Genomic DNA, 22,558 nt, shown 5'->3' with positions numbered 1-22,558 from the left:
GATGAGATGTCCTCAATTGTAATTGCAGGATATGCACTATTTTGTATAATCGTCTTCTTCCTTGTAAATCGTCTTTTACGAAAGAAAAAAACGAAAATGGGAGAAGAACAAGTCCCAGCCGTAAGTAAAATAGAAGTAAGTAAAGTTGAAACAGAAGAGAAAGAAATTGAACGAAAGCAAGAATCGGAAATTTCTAATGTAGTTGAGTTAGAAACAGGAAAGCAAGAAGAAGTAAAACAAGAAAAAGAAGTGCCGAAAAAACAAATGTCTATGCCTGTAGAGAATGTGAACGTAAAAGCAGTTGTAGCTGTATTAATTCTCGGTATGTTCGTTTCTATTTTAAACCAAACAATCATTAACGTTGCATTACCTCCGTTAATGAATGAATTTAATGTATCAACTTCAACAGCACAATGGTTAATTACAGGCTTCATGCTTGTAAATGGTATTTTAGTACCGATTAGTGCCTTTTTAGTTTCACGATTTACGTATCGTAAATTATTCGTAGCAGCAATGTTATTCTTCACGGTAGGATCTATCATTTGTGCTACTTCAGGAAACTTTACAATGATGATGACAGGTCGCGTAATTCAAGCAGTTGGTGCGGGTATTTTAATGCCGGTTGGTATGAATATCTTTATGACGTTATTCCCGCCTCATAAACGCGGAGCGGCGATGGGATTACTAGGTGTAGCGATGATTTTAGCGCCAGCTATCGGACCAACTGTAACAGGTTGGGTGATTGAAAACTATAGCTGGAACTTAATGTTCTATGCGATGTTTATTATTGGTTTAATTATTACGTTCCTATCTTTAAAATTCTTTACACTAGCTCAGCCAGTGTCTAAAACGAAATTAGATATATTCGGTGTGGTTAGTTCAAGTATTGGACTAGGAAGCTTATTGTACGGATTTAGTGAAGCTGGAAATAATAGTTGGACTAGTGCAGAAGTCATTATTTCACTTGTTATCGGTGTAATTGGTTTAGCGTTATTTATTTGGAGAGAGTTAACAACGGACAATAAAATGCTTGATTTACAAGTATTTAAATATCCAGTATTTACTTTTACTTTAGTAATTAACGCAATCGTTACGATGGCATTATTCGGAGGTATGTTATTGCTTCCAGTATATCTGCAAAACATTCGTGGCTTTACGCCAATTGAATCTGGTTTACTACTTCTTCCAGGATCATTAATTATGGGGATCATGGGACCAGTAGCGGGTAAATTATTCGATAAATATGGCATTCGTCCATTAGCGATAATTGGATTGGCAATTACGACGTATGCGACATATGAATTTACAACATTATCGATGGATACACCGTATAGCGTTATTATGACGGATTATATTATACGTTCAATTGGTATGTCATTCATTATGATGCCAATTATGACAGCTGGTATGAACGCGCTACCGATGAAATTAATTTCTCACGGTACAGCAACGCAAAATACGTCAAGACAAGTAGCTGGTTCAATCGGAACAGCGATTTTAATCACACTTATGACGCAACAAACGACTGCTCACGTAGCAGATTACGGCAACATGTTAACAACATCAAACCCAATTTTAGTTGATAAAGTACACGGCATGGGTCAAAGCTTAGCGGCCTTAGCTGGATCAGCTCAAGCAGGAGACGCGATGAGCACACAACTATTATATGGACAAATTTCAAAGCTATCTGCAATTAACGGTATTAACGATGCCTTCTTAATTGCAACGATACTTGCAGGGATTGCTTGGGTGTTATCGTTCTTCTTACCATCAGGCAATAAACCAAATAGAAAAGCAGGGAATTAATTTCCCTGCTTTTTTGCCTTTTTAAAGAGTGAGATATAAAAAATGATAACCAGTTACGGAGCACAGCCCTGTTATAAACAAAATTGTCCCCATAGAACAAATACTCGATATTTGCCTGCCGCTTATAATAGCTAATAGTCCAGCTAAAGAGAAGAAGCACCAATATAAAGTTCCCGAAATTGGAACCATCCCCTCTAAATCTATTCCAGAACCTATACAAACAATAGGAACAACGATGAGTAATATGCTAGTGAAACCAGCTATAATGGTAAGTAATTTACGATGTTTCATGCCAGCAATAATTAAAAAAATACCAACGATAAATACGCATAACATTAAAGTAAGAGCTAAAATCATCCAAGTTAATATTCCAAACACTTCTGTATTACCTCCGATTTGTAGGTTGCTAAAAAATATTATATATAGAATGAATCACCTACAGACATGAGCTCCCAGAAGATAACACCTAATATTCCAATGGTAAAAATAATGAATCCCATATTACGTATACTTTTAATTTTGGCTTGTACTCCACTTACCCCTGCTAATAATCCAGTTAAAGAAAATAGGGTCCAGTAAAGAGCAGTTGGAATCGGGAAAATTGTATCGATATGAATCCCTACACTTAAAAGAACAAAAGGTAGTGTGACAAAGGATAGGCTAAGTAGCCCCATTAAACCAACGAGTAATTTCCGATATTTAATCCCTGTTACTATTAAAAAAATACCACCAGCAATCCCGCATAGTAAGAGAAGTGGCGTGAAAAGCATCCAAATAATACTGAACATATGTAAACTCCTTTATGTGAATTAAGTTATATTTTACTACATGAGGTTTATTTTGGATATTATTAATGAGTATATATAAATTGAAGGAAATGGGTAATAACGATACGGATTATCAAAAACGCTAACCGCAGAAGAGTTTGAAGTTATGATAAAAGAGTAAAGAGAGGTATCGCGATGATACCTCTTTTTAACTCAAGAATGCCAACATGTTATTCATAATATGAAATAACATAGCTGGAATAATGGACTTTGTTTTTTTACATAAAATGGCCATTAATAATCCCATAAAGAAAGTAATTACCATTACCCCAAGTGAGTATGTATGAGCGATACCGAAGAAGAAACTTGTTACGATGGCTGCAATCCAAAATGGAAAGCGTTCTGAGAAGAAGCGAAGTATAAAACCACGGAAAATAAGTTCTTCAAAAATGGGTGTGAGTATTGCAAAGCTGAGAAGTAATAATATTTGATATTGCTTAAAGACGTCTAAGCTTAGTGCGGAAGATTGCTGCTTTGTTGCGTCTTGGAACACATAATTTAACAAGATGTAATTGAGTATGATGTTGATAACGAAGAAAAGAAGTAAGTATACGTATGTGCGCCATTCTTTCAGTGTTTTAAAGTTAAAAGATTTTAGTAGTAATTTTTTTGCGGGTTCGAATTTAAAAATGAAGAATAACAATACAGCTAGTTGTAATACGGTACTTGCAGTATTTGCAATAGATTCATACAGGGCAACTTGTTTTTTATCTGTAAGACCTGCTGTATAAATTGTTAATGGCATTGCGAGGAACACAGTAATAAGTCCAGTTCCAAAAAAGGCGAATAAAACAGAGCTAATAAATTGTCCCCATGACATCGAGTGTTTTTGTTCATTAGAAAGCTGTGTAGCGGGTTGCATTTGTAAAATCACCTCTTTTATATTTGTATATTTAATTATAAAGTAAAATGTTTTTGAATGTAACATTTAAATATTACATATAAAGTGAAACTTTAATCATTGGGGAGGTTCATCCCCCACTGATTATCAGCCCTCACCAATCGGGCTTTTACGGGCAGTTGATTCTCCACCTAACTTCCTCGTCTTTGCTGAATTTCGAGGTGGGGGTCTTACTGCCCGTTAATGCGGGATAAAGGTTTATTTTCCATAAAATAATAAAAGAGGTATCACCCTGTAGTGATGCCTCTTTCTCATTGATAACTATGTTTTGTCTTGTTATTCAATTTTGCTTGCTCTATTTGCAATTCACGCTCTACCAATCGATCTAATTGCTGAATAGCTTTAAGTGCTTTTTCATAAGAAATCGTTCTATAATGATGAGCTCCGCCTGGTTCTTCATCTGCTTCGTCTGCCCATTTAATAATGTTTTGAAGAGATGTTCTTTCAATTTCTTGTTCTACTAAGAAAGAATCTGTATGAAGAAGAATTGCGATAGAAATTTCTTTTGCTAGTTTTGGATGTTCTCCTAATCTAATAAGCAATTTATGTGCTCTTTCAGCACCTTTAATTGCATGGATATCATTCTTTTTATATAAGTCATAGTCCCATTCGCCGCCTGTATACCACGTATGATGTCCGATATCATGAAGGAAACCGGCTTTTGTCGCAGCATCGACTGAGGCGTGATGCTTTTTGGCTAGGTGAAACGCATGGTAAGCGACAGCGATCGCGTGGACCATTCCAGAACGGTTTACGTATTTTTGTGTAATGTGATGTTTAAAAACTTGTTCAAGCGTAATACGGTGCATAAAACATTCACTCCTTTTATCTAATGATGTATACGAAGAAAAATCGATCGGTTTAAATGTATTTTGAACATTGTACTCCATCATAGTTCGTTAGTAAAGTAGAAATGTTTAGGAGAAGAAAAATTTTTTTCGTAAAAAAATCACCTTAGCTTATGCGAAGGTGATTTTCAAATTGCTTATTTTTTTAATCCTTGCTCTAGTGTTTCTAACATTTCGTGCTTTTCATTTTCATCAGCGTTTTTCCAAATGACTTCAAATAAAACGCCAAGACCTGGAAGCATTTTTTCTTCACCGCTTTGAATTGCATCGACAATTGTTTCTTGTAATTGATCTTGTGAATTACCAGATACATTCGCTAATACGGCACCGCGTAAATTAAAACTCATTGCTTTCACCTCTTCTTCAGAATTGAAACTGACGTTAGTTTTTGTTCTTTTTTATGTAAATATGTATGAAAAATAGGCTATAATGATAAGACAAGAAGAGAGGGAAATACATATTATGAAAAACATTGATTCAGTACAAAATCCGCGTGTAAAGCAGTGGAAAAAACTGCAAACGAAAAAAGAACGCGATAAAAAAGGTTTATTTTTTGTAGAAGGATTTCACTTAGTCGAGGAAGCTCTGAAGGCAGGAATTGTAACAGAACTTATCGTTTCAGATCAGACAGACCTTCCGAAAGATTGGACAGTTAATGATGTGGAAATGTATATCGTGCCTGAGGCGATTGTAAAAATACTTCGTGAAACAGAAACGACGCAAGGTGTATTTGCTGTTTGTGAGAAGCATGAGAAAGAAGTAGCTCTTACTGATGGGAAATTCCTTTTATTAGATGGCCTGCAAGACCCAGGTAATTTAGGAACAATTATTCGTACAGCTGATGCAGCTGGTATTCACGCCGTTGTGCTTGGAGAAGGTTGTGTTGATGTTTACAATAGTAAAGTACTCCGCTCTACACAAGGTTCTATTTTCCACTTGCCAATTGTAAAAGGGAACTTAGAAGAATGGGTAGACAAGTTAAAAGAAAATAACGTTCCTGTATATGGAACAGCTCTTGAAAATGGAGTTCCGTATGGTGAAGTAACTCCAGCCGGAAGTTTTGCATTAATTGTTGGAAATGAAGGGAATGGCGTACGCCAAGAAATTCTTGCAAAAACGGATCAAAACTTGTATATTCCGATTTACGGTAGGGCAGAATCATTAAATGTTGCGGTTGCAGCAGGGATTTTAACGTATTATTTGCAAAGCCCGGTTGCGAACAAATAAAAAACTTCTTATAATAAGTTGAAGTACATTATATTAAAAGTTAAATAACGAAAAACGTTGATAGAGAAGAGTAGCTTACAAAATCGCCATATAGGGAGAGAATGCCGTAGACTGAAAGCATTCTTATGGTAGACGGAAGTGAATTCACCTCTGGAGTTGACGCCAGGACCATGTATATGTAAAGGCGTTCCGGTCAGAATTGATCGTTATAACTAATGAGTGGGCAGACTTGTTCTGTCAATTTAGGGTGGTACCGCGAATTTACCTCGTCCCTTTTTGGGAGCGAGGTTTTTTTATTTTTAAAATTAGGAGGGTTCCAAAATGGAAGCACGTTTAAAAGAGCTAAAGCAAAAAGCGTTAGAGCTTATTGAAGAAGCGAAAGAGCTAAAGGGCTTAAACGACGTACGCGTAGCGTATTTAGGAAAAAAAGGTCCAATTACAGAAGTATTACGCGGCATGGGAAAATTATCAGCAGAAGAGCGTCCACGTATGGGAGCATTAGTAAATGAAGTACGTGAAGCGATTCAAACGCGTCTAGAAGACAAAATTGGTAACTTAGAAAAAGCAGTAATTGAAGCGAAATTGGCTACGGAAACAATTGATGTTACATTACCAGGTCGTCCTGTTGAAACAGGTTGTCACCATCCGTTAACAGCTGTTGTTGAACAAATTGAAGATGTATTCATCGGTATGGGTTATGAAGTAGCTGAAGGAACAGAAGTAGAAAAAGACTACTACAACTTCGAAGCACTAAACTTACCGAAAGATCACCCAGCACGTGACATGCAAGATACATTCTACATTACAGAAGAAACGTTACTACGTACACATACATCTTCTGTGCAAGCACGTACGATGGAAAATAATAAAGAAAAAGGCCCAATCAAAATTATCTGTCCTGGTAAAGTGTATCGCCGCGATGATGATGATGCGACGCATTCACATCAGTTCATGCAAATTGAAGGTCTTGTAATTGATAAAAACATTCGTATGAGTGACTTAAAAGGTACACTGCAAGTATTCGTGAAAAAGATGTTCGGTGAAGATCGTGAAATCCGTCTTCGTCCAAGTTTCTTCCCATTCACAGAGCCATCTGTAGAGATGGATATTTCTTGTATGATGTGTCATGGCAAAGGTTGCGGCACTTGTAAAGGAACTGGCTGGATTGAAATTTTAGGCGCAGGTATGGTTCACCCGAACGTACTTGAAATGGCTGGTTATGATTCAAAAGAATATCAAGGTTTCGCATTCGGTATGGGCGCAGAGCGTATCGCAATGTTGAAATACGGCGTAGATGACATTCGTCATTTCTATACAAATGATGTACGTTTCTTACAACAATTCAAACGAGCGTAAGGGAAGGAGAGGATAAATATGTTCGTATCATATCGTTGGTTACAAGAGTATGTAGATATTAAAGATGTAACAGCACAAGAACTAGCAGACAAAATCACGAAAAGTGGTATTGAAGTAGAAGGCGTTGAAGTATTAAATAAAGGTGTAAAAGGTGTTGTAGTTGGTCACGTATTAGAATGTGAAAAACACCCAGAAGCTGATAAATTAAGCAAATGCTTAATCGATATCGGTGAAGAAGAGCCAGTTCAAATTATTTGTGGAGCTGCTAATATTGCAAAAGGTTTAAAAGTACCAGTTGCAAAAGTTGGTGCTGTACTTCCTGGTAACTTCAAAATTAAAAAAGCAAAACTACGTGGTGAAGCTTCTCACGGTATGGTTTGTGCTCTTCAAGAGCTTGGCATTGATGGAAAGTTAGTTTCAAAAGAATATGCAGATGGTATCTTCATCTTCCCAAGTGACGCTGAAGTTGGTGCAGATGCACTTGAAATTTTAAACTTACACGATGAAGTACTTGAGCTTGGTTTAACACCAAACCGTGCAGATTGCTTAAACATGTTAGGTGTTGCATATGAAGTGGCTGCTATTTACGGGCGAGAAGTAAAACTTCCAGCTATCGAATTACAAGAAACAGCAGAAAAAACTTCTAATTATATTTCTGTAAATGTAGAAGCGAAAGAAGAAAACCCATTATACATTGCAAAAATGGTTAAAAACGTAAAGATTGGTCCATCACCAATGTGGATGCAAACTCGCCTTATGGCAGCTGGCATTCGTCCAATTAGCAACGTAGTTGATATTACAAACTACATTTTAATGGAATACGGTCAACCGTTACATGCATTCGATTACGATAAATTAGGTTCAAAAGAAATCGTTGTTCGTCTTGCAAAAGAAGGCGAAAAAATTGAAACGTTAGATGATCAAGAGCGTACATTACAAAGCCACCACCTTGTAATTACAAACGGAACAAAAGCTTTAGCTGTTGCTGGTGTAATGGGCGGAGCGGATTCTGAAGTTACAAATGAGACAGTAAACGTTCTAATTGAGTCTGCATACTTTGCAGGTCAAACAGTGCGTCGTACATCAAAAGACTTAGGTCTTCGTAGTGAATCAAGTGCACGTTTCGAAAAAGGAATCGACCCAACACGTACATTTGAAGCAATTCAACACGCAGCTGCTTTAATGGCGAAATATGCTGGCGGTGAAGCGCTTGAAGGTGTAGTAGAAGCTGACAACTTACAAGTACAAGAGCGTACAGTATCTGTTACTGCTGAAAAAGTAAACCGTGTATTAGGTACAAATATTTCTGCGAGTGAGATGGGTACAATGTTCACAAACTTGAAATTCCCATTCACAGAAGTAGAAGGAACATTCCATGTAAATGTACCAGCACGTCGTCCTGATATTACAATTTCCGAAGACTTAGTAGAAGAAGTGGGCCGTCTATACGGTTATGACCACATTCCAGTTACATTACCTTCTGGAACGATGACTCGTGGTAAATTAACATCAGCACAAACGAAACGTCGTAAAGTACGTCGCTTCTTAGAGGGTACTGGTTTATATGAAGCAATTACGTATTCATTAACAAGCGCTGACAAAGCGAAACAATACATGGTTGAGCCAAACGAAAAAGCACCTGTAAACCTTGCGCTTCCAATGAGCGAAGAGCGTAGCCAACTTCGTTTAAGCTTAGTGCCGCAATTGCTAGAAGCAGTTTCATACAATGTTGCTCGTAAAAACGACAGCGTTGCTTTATACGAAGTAGGTTCTATCTTCTTACCAACAGAAGCAGGAGAACTTCCGAAAGAAGAACAACACCTTGCAGGTGTTATGACAGGTCTTGCTCTTCACCATGCATGGCAAGGTGAGAAGAAAGTAGTAGACTTCTTCGTTATGAAAGGTGTACTAGAAGGACTATTCGACGTACTTGGCGTTTCAAACCAAATCACATATGCACCAGCAAAACGTGAAGGTATGCATCCAGGCCGTACAGCTGATATCGTATTAGATGGCGAAGTAATTGGTTTCATCGGTCAATTGCACCCAGAAGCAGAAAAACAATTAGATGTGAAAAATACATTCGTATTTGAACTATCTCTTGTAAAAGTATTCGGTGCAGACGCTGAAGAAACTTACTACTCATCAATTCCACGTTTCCCATCTATGACACGTGACATGGCTGTTGTGGTAACAAAAGAAACAAAAGCTGGTGAAATGAAGCAAGTCATTGCTGAAGCTGGCGGAGAACTTCTGAAAGACGTAACACTATTCGACTTATACGAAGGTGAAAAAATGGAAGAAGGCAAGAAATCACTTGCATTCTCTATGACTTACTTCGATGCAGAACGTACGTTAACAGATGAAGAAGTAACAGAAGCGCATAACCGTGTATTAACAACGGTAGAAGAGAAATTTGGTGCGGAGTTACGTAAGTAATTAGAAAATTGCCGGATTCATTCCGGCAATTTTTTTTATTGCACAATCGTCGAAAGATGTCGGTAAGTCGATATATTACAAAAATCGCTTATATATTTTCTGGCATCTTGCATCTTTCTCTCGAATGTAGTACATTAATTTTAGTTTAACAAAATGAAAGACGATGATAAGGAAAAGTAGTATATACTATAATCCAAAGCGAGTCAGGGGCGGTGAGAGCCTGATGAGGCGGTATATGTGAAGAACACCTTGGAGTTGCTAACCGAAATTGAATTTTGTATTCAAGAGTAGACTTAGACGGGAATCCGGCCTGTTACAAACCGGGAAGTATGTATTACATACGAGTTAAAGTTGGTCTTTATGACAAATTGGGTGGTACCGCGAAGTTTAACCTTTCGTCCCTTTATGGATGAAAGGTTTTTTTGTATTTAAATATATCAGCAAAGGAGAATTTTACTATGGAAAACACATTAGTAAAAAGTCTGTATAGAGATACAGAAAAGTATGCAGGTCAAACAGTACAAGTATCAGGGTGGATTCGTAACTTACGTGATTCAAAAGCATTTGGTTTCATCGAATTAAACGACGGTAGCTTCTTCAAAAGCGTTCAAATCGTTTTCGATACAGAATTAGAGAACTTTAAAGAAATTGCAAAGCTTCCACTTAGCTCTTCAGTGAAAGTAGAAGGTAAAGTAATTGCAACGCCTGGGGCGAAGCAACCATTTGAAATTAAAGCAGAAAAAATTGATATCGAGGGCTTATCAGATTCTGATTACCCACTTCAAAAGAAGCGTCATACGTTTGAATACTTACGTACAATCGCTCACTTACGTCCAAGAACAAATGCATTCTCTGCAACGTTCCGCGTACGTTCTATCGCAGCATTTGCGATTCACCAGTTCTTCCAAGAGCGTGGATTTGTACATGTTCACACACCAATCATCACTGGTAGTGATACAGAAGGTGCTGGCGAAATGTTCCGCGTAACAACACAAGATTTAAACAACGTACCAAAAGGTGAAGACGGACAAGTTGATGAATCAAAAGACTTCTTCGGTAAAGAAACAAACTTAACAGTAAGTGGACAGCTGAACGCTGAAGCGTATGCATTAGCATTCCGTGATGTATATACATTCGGACCTACATTCCGTGCGGAAAACTCAAACACAACTCGCCACGCTGCTGAGTTCTGGATGGTTGAGCCTGAGATTGCATTCGCTGAGTTAGGCGATGTAATGGATCTTACAGAAGATATGCTGAAATATGCAATGAAATATGTATTAGAGCATGCACCAGAAGAAATGGACTTCTTCAACAGTTTCGTTGATAAAACAGTTCTAGAGCGTATGAACAACGTGATTAACTCTGACTTCGGTCGCATCACATATACAGAAGCAATTAAAGTACTTCAAGAATCAGGTGCTGACTTCAAATACCCAGTAGAATGGGGTATTGACTTACAAACAGAGCATGAAAGATACTTATCAGAAGAGATCTTCAAACGCCCTGTATTCGTAACTGACTACCCGAAAGACATTAAAGCGTTCTACATGCGTATGAATGAAGATGGAAAAACAGTAGCTGCTACTGACCTTCTAGTTCCTGGCATCGGCGAATTAATCGGCGGAAGTCAACGTGAAGAAAGAATGGACGTTTTAGTAGACAGAATTAAAGAATTAGGTATGAACGAAGAGGACTACTGGTGGTACTTAGAACTTAGAAAATACGGCGGTACAAAACACGCTGGATTCGGTCTAGGTTTCGAGCGCTTCCTAATGTACATCACTGGTATGGCTAACATCCGTGACGTAATTCCATTCCCAAGAACTCCAGGTTCTTCTGAGTTCTAAAATGTGAAAAAAGCGAGAGGATTTCCTCTCGCTTTTTATTTTGCATAGTTTATTACCCTGTAGCAAAAAGTAACGCGAAGGGGTGAATATAAATGAGTAAAAAAGTAAAAAAAGATCATTCAAGATCGGGCCTAGGTTCTCCAGAAGTAGAAGGACAAGGAACGACGACACATGAAACAGGTTCTCATAAAGTACCTTCATCTAATAAGAAGCAGAAACGAAGCTAATATAACAAAGGAGAGTCTTAAGGGCTCTCCTTTGTTATGTGTTACATCATATTATCGTTAATTTCTTTTGTAATCTTATTTATGTCTTTGTCTAATCGATCGAAATAGAAAAACCAAAGTAAACTTATGAATACGTAATAGATGGCCATAACGCTAAGGCTATCAGATATGTTTTCGAATGTGGATTTAGTAGTGAAGAAAGTGCCCCAAACAGTAGAAATAATGAAGTAAGAAAGTGGACCTACGAGGTGTATGAAAACATATAATAATTTTTTAACTTTCACAGCGTCCATATGAATTCCCTCCTTATGTAAACAATCCTTTTCTTCTAATCATGAATTCAAATTCCTCACAGAAGTGTTGTAGCTTGTTGTGCATCGTGTTTCACGATAAATTTTCGAATCCGAAAATTTAATAGGAATGATCTACCATATCTTTCGATTAAATTTTGGAACTCCTGTTGCTCACTTAATAGTTGGATATTCTCCCTAATTTTGAATTGTCTTTCATGGGATTACCTAGTAAGATGTTTAGAATCATTTATAGAAATAGTAATAGGAATTATCTTCTTTAATTTTAATAATATGTATAATTATGTTGTGACATAATTACAAGGACAATAGTAGGGTGAAACAAAAAACAGGAGTTTGTAGGCTCCTGTTTTTGTCGATACTATTTTAATAAGCGAAACGCCTTCTCTGTATTAGCAAAATGCAGTTTCACAAACTCAGGTAATCGTTCTTTACCAAGCTTTTGAATTAATTTAGCAGCGGCGATATCAACTTGTTTACCAGCACCTTTTGGAAGTGGCATACCAGCTTTTTTACTTAGTTCGTCAAACTGTTTTACGAATGAGTAGCGAGCTAAAATAGAAGCAGCGGCTACTGCTAAATGGACGCTTTCACCTTTCGTAGCGAAATAAACATTTTCACGCTGTACCTGTTTTTGTTTTGCTAAATATTTATAGTATGTATCAGGTTGTGTGAATTGATCGATTAAGACGCCTTCAGGTTTTGTAGGTGCCATTTTAGCTAATAAGTTTGTAATAGCTTTATTGTGTAGTAAAGCTTTTAACTTACCTTGATTGTTTCCTTTATCAAATAGCTCGTTATATTTTTCATTATGAAGGACAAGAGAGCTGTAAGGAACAACGTGTAGAAGTTGTTTCGCAATGGCAGTAATTTGATCGTCATTTAAGTTTTTAGAGTCTTTTACACCAAGTTCTTTTAGCAGTGGGATTTGCTTTGCATCCACATATACAGCAACGACTGTCATCGGTCCAAAGAAATCTCCCGTACCAACTTCATCAGACCCTACAATAGACATTGTACCGATGGAAGCGGGCGGCGCATAAAGATGGGAATCGACAGATTTTTTTACAGCTGTTTTCGGTGTTTGAGAGACAGTTTGCCAACGAGAAGCTTCTGCTTCAGCGCGGCCTCCTTGGAACATTACTTTTCCAGATTTATACGCTGTAATTGTGCAAGATGGTACCTTTGCCATGAAGATTCCGCCTTGTGGAATTTTTGGGCTAAGCGAATGTTTATATTGTTGTTTCATGTCTTCAATTACTGTAGAATTTGTTTGAATTACGATAGAATTTGACATAATGGTCGCCCCTTTTTTTATATTGTTATTTTTATCATATCGGATTGTTCTTTCTGTTTCCATATTATGAAGGTTCATGGTATGATAAACTTTAGGATTCTGTACGTGATTGGAGGCCGGTGAGTTGTCACAACAAAAGGGAAAGAAAAGTCGAATTAATGTAGAAATCTATGGTCAGCAATATTCAGTTGTTGGCGATGAAAGTACAAGTCATATCCGCATGGTAGCAGCGATTGTGGATGATAAAATGCGCGAACTCAATGCCAAGAATCCTTCGCTTGACACGAGTAGACTAGCGGTATTGACGGCGGTAAACGTCATACACGATTACATAAAATTAAAAGAAGAACATGAGAAATTGAAAGAAAGTATGACAAAAAAAGGAATGGAATAACATGATTGATATTATTATCATTTTACTGCTTGTTATGGGATTTTTCCTCGGCTTACGCAGAGGGTTTATTCTGCAACTTGTAAAGTTAACAAGCTTTATTATCGCATACCTTGTTGCATACTGGTACTGTAAAGATTTAGCGCCAGCACTTGCGAAATTTATTCCGTATCCATTTGATAAAAACGTATCTGTTCCAGAATGGATTGATGCAAATAATATTGAGACAGTATTTTATCAAGCGCTTGCGTTTATCATATTGTTTATTATCACTAAAATTGCACTTTCATTACTTGGTAATTTGTTAAATATGTTTGCAGAAATACCGGTTTTAAAGCAAGTAAATGCGTTTGCGGGGGCAATCCTCGGATTTTTAGAAGTATATATTATTTTGTTTGTCTTAATTATCATTGGAAATATTCTTCCGATTGAACAAGTACAAACACCATTACAAAAATCATCAATTAGCAAAATAATTGTAGACGATACACCGATTCTATCTGAAAAGGTGAAGGAACTATGGCAGACAGGTAGCAGAGTATAACTTCTCTTTTTTCGGAAAGAGAAGTTTTTTTCTATGAAAGAAAGGCGGGGCAATGATGAAAGTAAATAAAAAACAAGTTATCAAATTATTAGAGACAATCGGGCTTTTTATGGAACTAAAGGGTGCGAATCCATTTAAAATATCTGCATTTCGTAAAGCGGCAGCAGCATTAGAAAGTGACGATCGTAGTCTTTCTGAAATTGAAGATTTCACAAAGATTCCAGGAATCGGAAAAGGAACAGCAGCCGTTATTCAAGAATATATAGAATCGGGAACATCTGAAGTATTGCAAGAACTTGAGAAAGAAGTACCAAGTAGCTTATTGCCGTTATTAAAACTACCAGGACTTGGTGGTAAAAAGGTGGCTAAGTTATATAAAGAACTTGGTGTTGTTGATATGGAATCGCTAAAAGCTGTTTGTGAGGAAAATAAAGTACAGGCTTTAGCAGGTTTCGGTAAGAAGACAGAAGAGAAAATATTAGAAGCAATCGATCAAGTAGGCTCTCGTCCAGAGCGTTTACCAATTGCGATGGTATTGCCTATTGCCGGGGAAATAGAGGAGAAATTGTCGAATATTGCTGAAGTAATTCGTTTCTCTCGCGCTGGTAGCTTACGCCGTGTTCGTGAGACAGTGAAAGATTTAGATTTTATCATTGCAACGACAGAACCAGCAGCGGTACGTGAGCATTTACTACAATTCGATAACATGATTGAAGTAATCGCGAGTGGAGATACGAAAGTTTCTGTCCGTCTTCAATATGAATATGATATTTCAATTGATTTTCGTTTAGTAAAACCAGAAGAGTTTATTACAACTCTTCACCATTTCACAGGATCAAAGGACCATAACGTAAAAATGCGTCAAATCGCAAAAGATAAAGGCGAGAAAATTAGTGAGTACGGTGTAGAGAACTTGGAAACAGGTGAAGTGAAAACATTTGAGACTGAAGAAGACTTCTTCGCTCATTTCGGTCTGCCATTTATTCCGCCAGAAGTGCGTGAAGATGGAAAAGAAATTGAATTAATTAAAGAGTATCCAAACTTAATTCAGTTTTCCGATATACAAGGTGATTTACATATGCATACAACTTGGAGTGACGGTGCTTTTTCTATTGAAGAAATGGTACAAGCGTGCCGTGCTCGTGGATACAAGTTTATGGCGATTACTGATCACTCGCAATACTTGAAAGTAGCGAATGGTTTAACGAAAGAGCGTCTTCGTGAGCAAGCGAAAGAAATTGAACGTATGAATGAAAAGTATCCAGACATTACAATTTTACGCGGAATTGAAATGGACATTTTACCAGATGCCTCGCTTGATTTTGATGATGAAGTATTAGAAGAATTAGACTATGTCATTGGAGCGATTCACTCTAGCTTCTCACAAGACCGTGAAACGATTATGAAACGTCTGCGTACTGCACTTGAGAATAAACATGTCACAATGATTGCCCATCCGACAGGACGTCTTCTCGGGCGCCGTGAGGGTTATGATGTAGATACAGATTTATTAATTGAACTCGCAAAAGAGACAAATACAGTTTTAGAATTAAATGCGAATCCGAACCGTCTAGATTTAAGCGCGAAATTATTAAAACAAGCACAAGATGCTGGTGTAAAAGTAGCGATTAATACGGATGCTCATACACTTGAAATGTTAGAAGATATGGAAACAGGTGTAGCTGCAGCACGTAAAGGTTGGATTCAAAAAGATAACGTGATTAACACATGGGATATTGAACGTTTATTAGACTATATTAAACGTAATAAGTAACACAAGGGGGACCTGCAACATGTTAGAAAGAACGTTGCGTGTATTAGAATACAATAAAGTAAAAGAACAATTACTTGAACATACAGCCTCTTCACTTGGCCGTGATAAAGTGAAGAATTTAGTGCCGAGCACTGATTTTGAAGAAATTGTAGAAATGCAAGATACAACGGATGAAGCAGCGAAAGTCATTCGTTTAAAAGGTAGTGCACCATTAGGTGGCATTACGGATATTCGCTCAAATGTGAAGCGTGCAAAGATTGGAAGTATGTTAAGCCCTAATGAACTACTTGATATTGCGAATACGATGTATGGTAGTCGTAATATGAAACGTTTCATTGAAGATATGGCTGATAACGGTGTCGAGCTTCCGATTTTAGAAACTCACGTCGCTCAAATTGTATCTTTATATGATTTAGAAAAGAAAATTACAAATTGCATCGGTGATGGCGGTGAAGTAGTCGATAGCGCGAGTGATAAACTGCGTGGTATTCGTACTCAAATTCGTACTGCGGAAAGCCGTATTCGTGAAAAGTTAGAAAATATGACGCGTTCTTCAAACGCACAAAAGATGCTGTCTGACTCGATTGTAACGATTCGTAACGAACGTTACGTAATCCCAGTAAAGCAAGAATACCGCGGCGTATATGGCGGTATTGTTCACGATCAATCTGCTTCTGGACAAACGTTATTTATTGAACCACAAGTAATTGTAGAATTAAATAATGCACTACAAGAAGCACGAGTGAAAGAAAAACAAGAAATTGAACGCATCTTATTAATGTTAACAGAAGAAGTGGCAGTAGAAGCCGATATCGTTTTATCAAACGTAGAAGTAGTTGCAAATCTTGATTTCATCTTTGCGAAAGCTTTTTATGCGAAACGAATTAAAGCAACGAAACCAATTGTAAATAACGAGCGTTATATGGATTTAAGACAAGCTCGTCATCCGCTAATCGATCCAGAAATTATTGTGCCAAATAACATTATGCTAGGTAAAGATTTCACAACAATTGTTATTACAGGACCGAATACAGGTGGTAAAACAGTTACGCTGAAAACAGTTGGTATTTGTGTATTAATGGCGCAATCTGGTCTTCACATTCCAGTAATGGATGAGTCAGAGATTTGTGTATTTAAAAATATCTTTGCTGATATCGGTGATGAGCAGTCGATTGAACAAAGCTTAAGTACGTTCTCCTCACATATGGTGAACATTGTAGATATTTTAGAAAAAGCTGATTTTGAAAGCTTAGTTTTATTTGATGAATTAGGTGCTGGAACAGACCCGCAAGAAGGTGCTGCACTAGCAATTTCGATTTTAGATGAGGTATGTAACCGCGGTGCTCGCGTTGTTGCTACGACGCATTACCCAGAATTAAAAGCGTACGGATATAACCGTGAGCAAGTTATTAATGCGAGTGTTGAGTTTGATGTAAATACATTAAGTCCAACTTATAAGTTATTAATCGGTGTACCAGGTCGCAGTAACGCCTTTGAAATTTCGAAGCGCCTTGGATTATCTGATCGCGTTATTGACCAAGCACGTAACCACATTAGTACAGATACAAATAAAATTGAAAATATGATTGCGAAGTTAGAAGAAAGCCAGAAGAACGCAGAGCGTGACTGGAACGAAGCAGAGGCACTTCGCAAACAATCTGAGAAACTTCATCGTGAGTTGCAACGTCAAATTATTGAGTTTAACGATGAGCGTGATGAAAAATTATTAAAAGCGCAAAAAGAAGGGGAAGAAAAAGTCGAAGCTGCGAAGAAAGAAGCAGAAGGTATTATTCAAGAACTTCGTCAATTGCGTAAAGCACAGCTTGTAAATGTGAAAGACCATGAGCTTATTGAAGCGAAGAGCCGTCTAGAAGGAACAGCGCCAGAGCTTGTGAAGAAACAAAAAGTAAACGTGAAAAACACTGCGCCGAAACAACAGTTACGCGCAGGTGATGAAGTAAAAGTATTAACGTTCGGTCAAAAGGGTCAATTACTTGAAAAAGTAAGTGATACAGAGTGGAGCGTACAAATCGGTATTCTGAAGATGAAAGTAAAAGAATCTAACATGGAATACATTAACACACCGAAGCAAACAGAGAAAAAAGCAGTCGCAAGTGTGAAGGGTAGAGATTACCACGTTTCATTGGAACTTGATCTTCGCGGTGAACGTTATGAAGATGCAATGATGCGCGTTGAAAAATATTTAGACGATGCCCAGCTTGCAAGTTATCCTCGTGTATCAATCATTCACGGTAAAGGAACAGGAGCGCTTCGCCAAGGTGTACAAGATTACTTGAAGAAGCATCGCGGCGTGAAGAATTACCGTTACGGTGACATGGGCGAGGGAGGCCTAGGCGTAACAGTTGTCGAATTAAAATAGCAAACAACGAAACAAAGGGGAAACCATTATATGTTTATGGACAAACTTGCAAAAGTATTGTTAGCTTGTTGTGGAATATTTTTGGTGATTGGGGTTATTTATTTAGTTGTTTTTGCGAAGTGAAAAAGCGTCAATCGTGGCATAATGATATTGCCATAGATTGACGTTTTTATTATATATGAAAAGGAATAAAACATGAAAATCAACCAATACATAAGCGAAGCAAAATCATGCTCAAGACGTGAAACAGACCGCCTTATTAAAGCTGGACGCGTGGCTATTAATGGCGAAATATGTACGCACGGTGCACTTGTGAGCGATGGTGATGTTGTAACGATTGATGGACAGGTTATTGCGAAAGAAGAGAAAGAAAAGGTGTATATCGCATTCCATAAACCAGTCGGAATTACTTGTACAGCAGCTGATCATATTGAAGATAATATTATTGATTATATCAATTACCCAGAGCGAATCTTTCCAGTTGGGCGATTAGATAAAGCATCAGAAGGACTTATTTTATTAACGAATGATGGCGCGATTGCCAATCAAATTTTACACGGTGATCACGAACACGAGAAAGAATATGTTGTCACAGTCGATAAACCTTTTACGGACTGGTTTATTGATGAGATGTCCAGCGGTGTAAAGATTAAAGATGGTATGACGAAGCCGTGCAAAGTGACGAGAGTCGATCAATCAACATTTCGTATCGTTTTAACGCAAGGAATGAACAGGCAAATTCGTAGAATGAGTCGTGCTTTCGGATTTACTGTAATAAAGCTAAAGCGAGTGCGCATTATGAATATAGAGCTAAATGAGCTTGGAGTAGGAAAATGGCGGAACATTGCAACTGAGGAATTAGAGATATTAAGAGGGCAGTTATAGGGAGGAAAAATTTTCTCCCTATATTTTTTTGTCAGAAAAAATAAAACTATTGATTTTTTAAAAAATAGCCCATATAATAAAAAACAACAAGTTTCGACAAGATATTTTATAAAAGTAATGATGAGGACATGAGTTGTATTTTACGATTCTCAGAGAGGGGAGCCTTAGGCTGTGAGCTTCCTAATACGAAAAGACAAGCTTACCACCTCTAAACTTCAAGAGTGAACTGCATACATGATGCATTGTAATTCTTGACGGATAAAACCGTTATCAATTTACACGAGCTATAAAATGAGCTTATTTTGCTATAAATTCATTTTATTAGAATAAGGGTGGAACCACGATTTCAACACTCGTCCCTTTGTTAGGGACGGGTGTTTTTTGCGTTCTTTTACGGGGAAGTATGCTTGAAAGAGGATATGTGACGGATTTAAAATCAGAATATTTTGTCAATTAATTATTTTAGGAGGTTAGTAGAAATGAAATCATCTTTAAAGTTTTCAGAGATGTTTGCAATAAGTTTAATGTTATTTGCACTGTTTTTTGGTGCAGGCAATATGATTTTTCCACCAGCGTTAGGGCAAGGTGCTGGAACGGACGTATGGATCGCGCTGTTTGGTTTTATCGTAACAGGGGTTGGACTACCTTTATTAGGAGTAATTGTTATAGCTTTAAAGGGAGATATTAATGAGCTAGCAGGACGTGTACATCCTATATTCGCACTTGTTTTTATCACTGCAATTTATTTATGTTTAGGCGTATTCGTAAGTGTGCCGCGTACAGGAACAGTAGCTTATGAGATGAGTGTTGCACCGTTTTTACCAAGTGAGATAGCTGGTCAGTCATATCCACTTGTTATCTTTACACTTATTTTCTTTGCAGTCACTTTCTATTTAGCTTTAAATCCTTCGAAATTAGTGGGGCGTATTGGTAAAGTACTAACTCCAATATTATTAGCAGTTATTGCAATTATCGTAGGTAAAGCACTTATTACACCAATTGGAGAATTTGGTGCACCGACAGAAGCGTATAGTGCTCCTCTCTTCAAAGGATTTATTGATGGATATTTAACTTTAGATGGACTTGCAGCACTTGTTTTCGGAAATGTTGTAATTCATGCGTTAAAAGAAAAAGGCATTACAAATAAAAATAGTATTGCAAAAGTAACAATCTTTGCAGGATTTATTGCAGCACTTGGTTTACTACTTGTATATTTAGCGCTTGCGTATCTTGGAGCTTCTAGTGTATCGCTTGGAATGGGCGCAAACGGAGGAATTATTTTAACAAATGTCGTGAATCATTTATTTGGTAGCTACGGAACTTTATTACTAGGGATCGCAATTACAGCAGCATGTTTAACAACTTCTGTAGGTATTGTTGCAGCTTGTGGTGATTACTTCTCTTCCTTATTACCAAAGCTTTCTTATCAAAAAGTCGTTTTCATTTTCTGTGTATTAGCATTTATGGTAGCAAACCTTGGGTTAACTCAGTTAAATGCATTAGCATTACCAATCTTAATCGCCATTTATCCAATTGGAATCGTACTTATCGTATTATCACTTGTTGAAAACTACGTTCGTCTTCCATTAGCGATGTATGTGGGCGGGATTGTAGGAGCATTTGCAATAAGTTTCTTTGATGGGTTACACAATGCAAACCTTCAAATTGCAGCGCTAGCACCTATTTTAGATAAGATTCCATTATATAGTGTAGGAATTGGTTGGTTAGTTCCAGGCATAATCGGTATAGGATTTGGTTATATAGTTTCTAAGTTTCAAAAACAGGAAATTGCTGTAGAAAAATAGAGAAAAGAGGCTTTCTATAATAGAAAGTCTCTTTTTTTGTAGAAAAAGCCACATATAGAGAAATTCAGATATTAAAAATTTTATACGTAATATAGTTGACAAAAAATTTATGAGTAGGCTAAGATTGACTTAGTTGTGGAAATATTGGAAGGGAAGTGAGGGAAAAGGGTTTTCTATAACTAAAGTGTTGTTAGGGGGAAGAGGTGAAAGAAGAGGAGAAGAGATAGTTTATTTTTTTTGATTTATATTGAGAATGATAATCAATAAAAAAGTTTTGAAATTTTTTCTCAGTTTCTATGCCTTCATATAAGGAATAGGGTGAGATATTATTTTTAACATTCAATGAGAATGATAATCAATAATACTTATATTACATAAAAGAATGCTAATTAAATAATAGGTAGAAGAGATTATTTTTTTCTTATAAATTGAGAATAATTATCATTTTCAAAAAGTGAAGTGAAAGATAACAAAGGAGGAAACAAGAAAAATGAAAAAGGTTTCTGTATTACCCGCTTTTATTATAACGTTCGTATGTATGCTAGCTTTTCTTGTAATGCCATACGGGAATGCTTCAGCAAAACTAGCTGATGGTACTTACGATATTAATTACGTAATTCAAAAAGCGGAAAATGATTCAGCTTCAATGGCAAATGACTATTTTGAAAAGCCAGCAAAATTAATAGTGAAAAACGGTGAGATGAGAGTACAAGTTCCGATGAATCATAGTGCTTGGATTACAGAATTTAAAGCACCAGAGAACGGGAATTTTGTTGATGCGAAAGTTGTTAGTAAAGATGAATCGGCAGATAAAAGAACAGTAGAGTTTAAAGTAGATGATTTATCCAAACCAGCAGCTGTAAAAATTCATGTTGTTGTACCAAATGCAAACTATGACCACCACTACACAATTCGTTTTGCTTTTGATGCAAATGTAAAAGCTGTAGGTGGCGATAACGGCGTAGCTGCTACAACAAAAAATAATGATCAAGCGAAAACAGATACACAAGTAAAAGAAGAGAAAACAAAAGTAGAGAGTAAGGAAACAGCTAAAGAAGCGAACAAAGAAACAAAAAATGAAAATGGAAAAGCTGAAAAAACAGATAACCCAAAAACAGGCGATGAAGCACGTATTGGATTGTTTACAGCGTTAATTCTTATTTCAGGTGCTTTCTTAATTCGTAAAGTGAAATTGAGTAAATAAATCTTTTGAAGGGTGATGAATATATGTTTAAACAATTTAAAATGATTATTGCCGTATTTGCTGTTTTATTTACGTTTATCGCAACACTAGGTTTACAAGATGCAAAGGCTGCTACAAAACTAGCTGATGGAAAATATAATATTGCTTTTACTGTATGGAAAGGCGATAAAGATGAATCGTCTAGAATGAATAGTTATTTTGAAAGCCCAGCAACATTAACAGTTAAAAATGGAAAACAATATGTTTCATTTAAAGTGAAAGATAGTGCTTCTATTAAAAGTTTCCAAGTAGAAAAAGATGGTCAATTTGTAGAAACAACCGTGTTAAGTGAAAACAAAAAAGATAATACTAGAGTTGTAGAATTTGAAGTTGCTGACTTGTCAAAAAAACTAAATGGCAAGGTGAAAATTAATATTCCAATTATTAATTATAATGCTTCGTATGATATTCGCTTTGTATTTGATGGGAACAGTATTAAATAATTTT

The 22,558-nt window shown here is 36.8% G+C and carries 21 protein-coding genes, 1 pseudogene and 3 other annotated features; of the genes and pseudogenes, 14 read left to right on the top strand and 8 right to left on the bottom strand.

The genetic code is table 11. The annotated features are described in order from the left end of the window. The first annotated feature begins 6 nt into the window (after positions 1-6). Positions 7-1,806, top strand: coding sequence for a DHA2 family efflux MFS transporter permease subunit (locus ATL10_RS15880; RefSeq protein WP_110497137.1), 1,800 nt, complete (start codon positions 7-9; stop codon positions 1,804-1,806). Between the two features lie 21 nt (positions 1,807-1,827). On the opposite strand, the gene ATL10_RS15875 is transcribed toward ATL10_RS15880, so the two are convergent. From ATL10_RS15875 to sspI, 5 genes are all read right to left on the bottom strand, one after another. Next, on the bottom strand, positions 1,828-2,184 hold the full coding sequence (locus ATL10_RS15875) for an ammonia permease (RefSeq protein ID WP_090976939.1): 357 nt from the start codon (positions 2,182-2,184) through the stop codon (positions 1,828-1,830). 38 nt (positions 2,185-2,222) lie between these two features. Next, complete coding sequence (locus ATL10_RS15870) at positions 2,223-2,594, bottom strand: hypothetical protein (protein ID WP_000491395.1); 372 nt, start codon at positions 2,592-2,594, stop codon at positions 2,223-2,225. Between the two features lie 187 nt (positions 2,595-2,781). Further along, on the bottom strand, positions 2,782-3,495 hold the full coding sequence (locus ATL10_RS15865) for a CPBP family intramembrane glutamic endopeptidase (RefSeq protein WP_001182112.1): 714 nt from the start codon (positions 3,493-3,495) through the stop codon (positions 2,782-2,784). Between the two features lie 290 nt (positions 3,496-3,785). Then, a complete protein-coding gene (locus ATL10_RS15860; protein ID WP_090976943.1) occupies positions 3,786-4,343 on the bottom strand; it encodes an HD domain-containing protein in 558 nt (185 codons plus the stop codon). Positions 4,344-4,519: 176 nt separating this feature from the next. Beyond that, a complete protein-coding gene (gene sspI, locus ATL10_RS15855; protein ID WP_000009509.1) occupies positions 4,520-4,729 on the bottom strand; it encodes a small acid-soluble spore protein SspI in 210 nt (69 codons plus the stop codon). A gap of 82 nt (positions 4,730-4,811) precedes the next feature. Here sspI and ATL10_RS15850 point away from each other — a divergent pair, with 82 nt between their 5' ends. The 5 genes from ATL10_RS15850 to ATL10_RS15830 all read left to right on the top strand — a co-directional run bounded on the left by ATL10_RS15850 (position 4,812) and on the right by ATL10_RS15830 (position 11,481). Then, a complete protein-coding gene (locus ATL10_RS15850; protein WP_139213252.1) occupies positions 4,812-5,609 on the top strand; it encodes a TrmH family RNA methyltransferase in 798 nt (265 codons plus the stop codon). Between the two features lie 48 nt (positions 5,610-5,657). Then, positions 5,658-5,886 (top strand) — a binding site (T-box leader). 44 nt (positions 5,887-5,930) lie between these two features. Continuing rightward, a complete protein-coding gene (pheS, locus tag ATL10_RS15845) occupies positions 5,931-6,965 on the top strand; it encodes a phenylalanine--tRNA ligase subunit alpha (protein WP_000388220.1) in 1,035 nt (344 codons plus the stop codon). 18 nt (positions 6,966-6,983) lie between these two features. After that, positions 6,984-9,404 carry a phenylalanine--tRNA ligase subunit beta gene (gene pheT / locus ATL10_RS15840; RefSeq protein ID WP_110497135.1) on the top strand — a complete coding sequence of 807 codons (2,421 nt, stop codon included), beginning with the start codon at positions 6,984-6,986 and terminating at the stop codon, positions 9,402-9,404. Between the two features lie 154 nt (positions 9,405-9,558). Next, positions 9,559-9,810: a binding site (T-box leader), on the top strand. A 52-nt stretch (positions 9,811-9,862) separates the two neighbouring features. Beyond that, positions 9,863-11,254: an asparagine--tRNA ligase gene (gene asnS / locus ATL10_RS15835; RefSeq protein WP_000432189.1), complete on the top strand. Its 1,392-nt coding sequence runs from the start codon at positions 9,863-9,865 to the stop codon at positions 11,252-11,254. Positions 11,255-11,346: 92 nt separating this feature from the next. After that, positions 11,347-11,481, top strand: a complete 135-nt coding sequence (locus ATL10_RS15830; RefSeq protein ID WP_000039588.1) for a YuzL family protein — start codon at positions 11,347-11,349, stop codon at positions 11,479-11,481. A gap of 41 nt (positions 11,482-11,522) precedes the next feature. On the opposite strand, the gene ATL10_RS15825 is transcribed toward ATL10_RS15830, so the two are convergent. The 3 genes and pseudogenes from ATL10_RS15825 to rnhC form a co-directional block, all read right to left on the bottom strand. Further along, positions 11,523-11,774, bottom strand: coding sequence for a hypothetical protein (locus tag ATL10_RS15825; RefSeq protein ID WP_000340262.1), 252 nt, complete (start codon positions 11,772-11,774; stop codon positions 11,523-11,525). A gap of 13 nt (positions 11,775-11,787) precedes the next feature. After that, positions 11,788-12,021 (bottom strand): annotated as a pseudogene (locus ATL10_RS15820) (hypothetical protein). Positions 12,022-12,153: 132 nt separating this feature from the next. Continuing rightward, on the bottom strand, positions 12,154-13,089 hold the full coding sequence (rnhC, locus tag ATL10_RS15815; RefSeq protein WP_090976954.1) for a ribonuclease HIII: 936 nt from the start codon (positions 13,087-13,089) through the stop codon (positions 12,154-12,156). A 124-nt stretch (positions 13,090-13,213) separates the two neighbouring features. On the opposite strand from rnhC, the gene zapA reads away from it, so the two are divergent. From zapA to ATL10_RS15770, 8 genes are all read left to right on the top strand, one after another. Beyond that, the gene (zapA, locus tag ATL10_RS15810; RefSeq protein WP_000082701.1) at positions 13,214-13,483 is read left to right on the top strand and encodes a cell division protein ZapA; all 270 of its coding nucleotides are present in this window, start codon (positions 13,214-13,216) and stop codon (positions 13,481-13,483) included. Position 13,484: 1 nt separating this feature from the next. Continuing rightward, positions 13,485-14,024 carry a CvpA family protein gene (locus ATL10_RS15805; RefSeq protein WP_000565409.1) on the top strand — a complete coding sequence of 180 codons (540 nt, stop codon included), beginning with the start codon at positions 13,485-13,487 and terminating at the stop codon, positions 14,022-14,024. A 55-nt stretch (positions 14,025-14,079) separates the two neighbouring features. Next, entirely contained in the window at positions 14,080-15,798 is a 1,719-nt protein-coding gene (gene polX / locus ATL10_RS15800) for a DNA polymerase/3'-5' exonuclease PolX (protein WP_000867533.1), read from the top strand. Between the two features lie 19 nt (positions 15,799-15,817). After that, positions 15,818-18,178 carry an endonuclease MutS2 gene (locus tag ATL10_RS15795; RefSeq protein WP_016080118.1) on the top strand — a complete coding sequence of 787 codons (2,361 nt, stop codon included), beginning with the start codon at positions 15,818-15,820 and terminating at the stop codon, positions 18,176-18,178. 195 nt (positions 18,179-18,373) lie between these two features. Then, positions 18,374-19,063, top strand: a complete 690-nt coding sequence (locus tag ATL10_RS15785) for a 23S rRNA pseudouridine(2604) synthase RluF (RefSeq protein WP_090976956.1) — start codon at positions 18,374-18,376, stop codon at positions 19,061-19,063. Between the two features lie 108 nt (positions 19,064-19,171). Next, positions 19,172-19,427: a binding site (T-box leader), on the top strand. A gap of 115 nt (positions 19,428-19,542) precedes the next feature. After that, a complete protein-coding gene (brnQ6, locus tag ATL10_RS15780; protein WP_000842650.1) occupies positions 19,543-20,868 on the top strand; it encodes a branched-chain amino acid transport system II carrier protein BrnQ6 in 1,326 nt (441 codons plus the stop codon). Positions 20,869-21,358: 490 nt separating this feature from the next. Beyond that, positions 21,359-22,072, top strand: coding sequence for a heme uptake protein IsdC (gene isdC / locus ATL10_RS15775; protein ID WP_053563579.1), 714 nt, complete (start codon positions 21,359-21,361; stop codon positions 22,070-22,072). Between the two features lie 23 nt (positions 22,073-22,095). Beyond that, positions 22,096-22,554: an NEAT domain-containing protein gene (locus tag ATL10_RS15770; RefSeq protein ID WP_000476164.1), complete on the top strand. Its 459-nt coding sequence runs from the start codon at positions 22,096-22,098 to the stop codon at positions 22,552-22,554. Positions 22,555-22,558: the final 4 nt, after the last annotated feature.

The organism is Bacillus sp. 196mf (genome assembly GCF_003217275.1).
GTDB lineage: Bacteria > Bacillota > Bacilli > Bacillales > Bacillaceae_G > Bacillus_A > Bacillus_A thuringiensis_S.
This window is presented reverse-complemented; position numbering and strand designations above follow the sequence as displayed.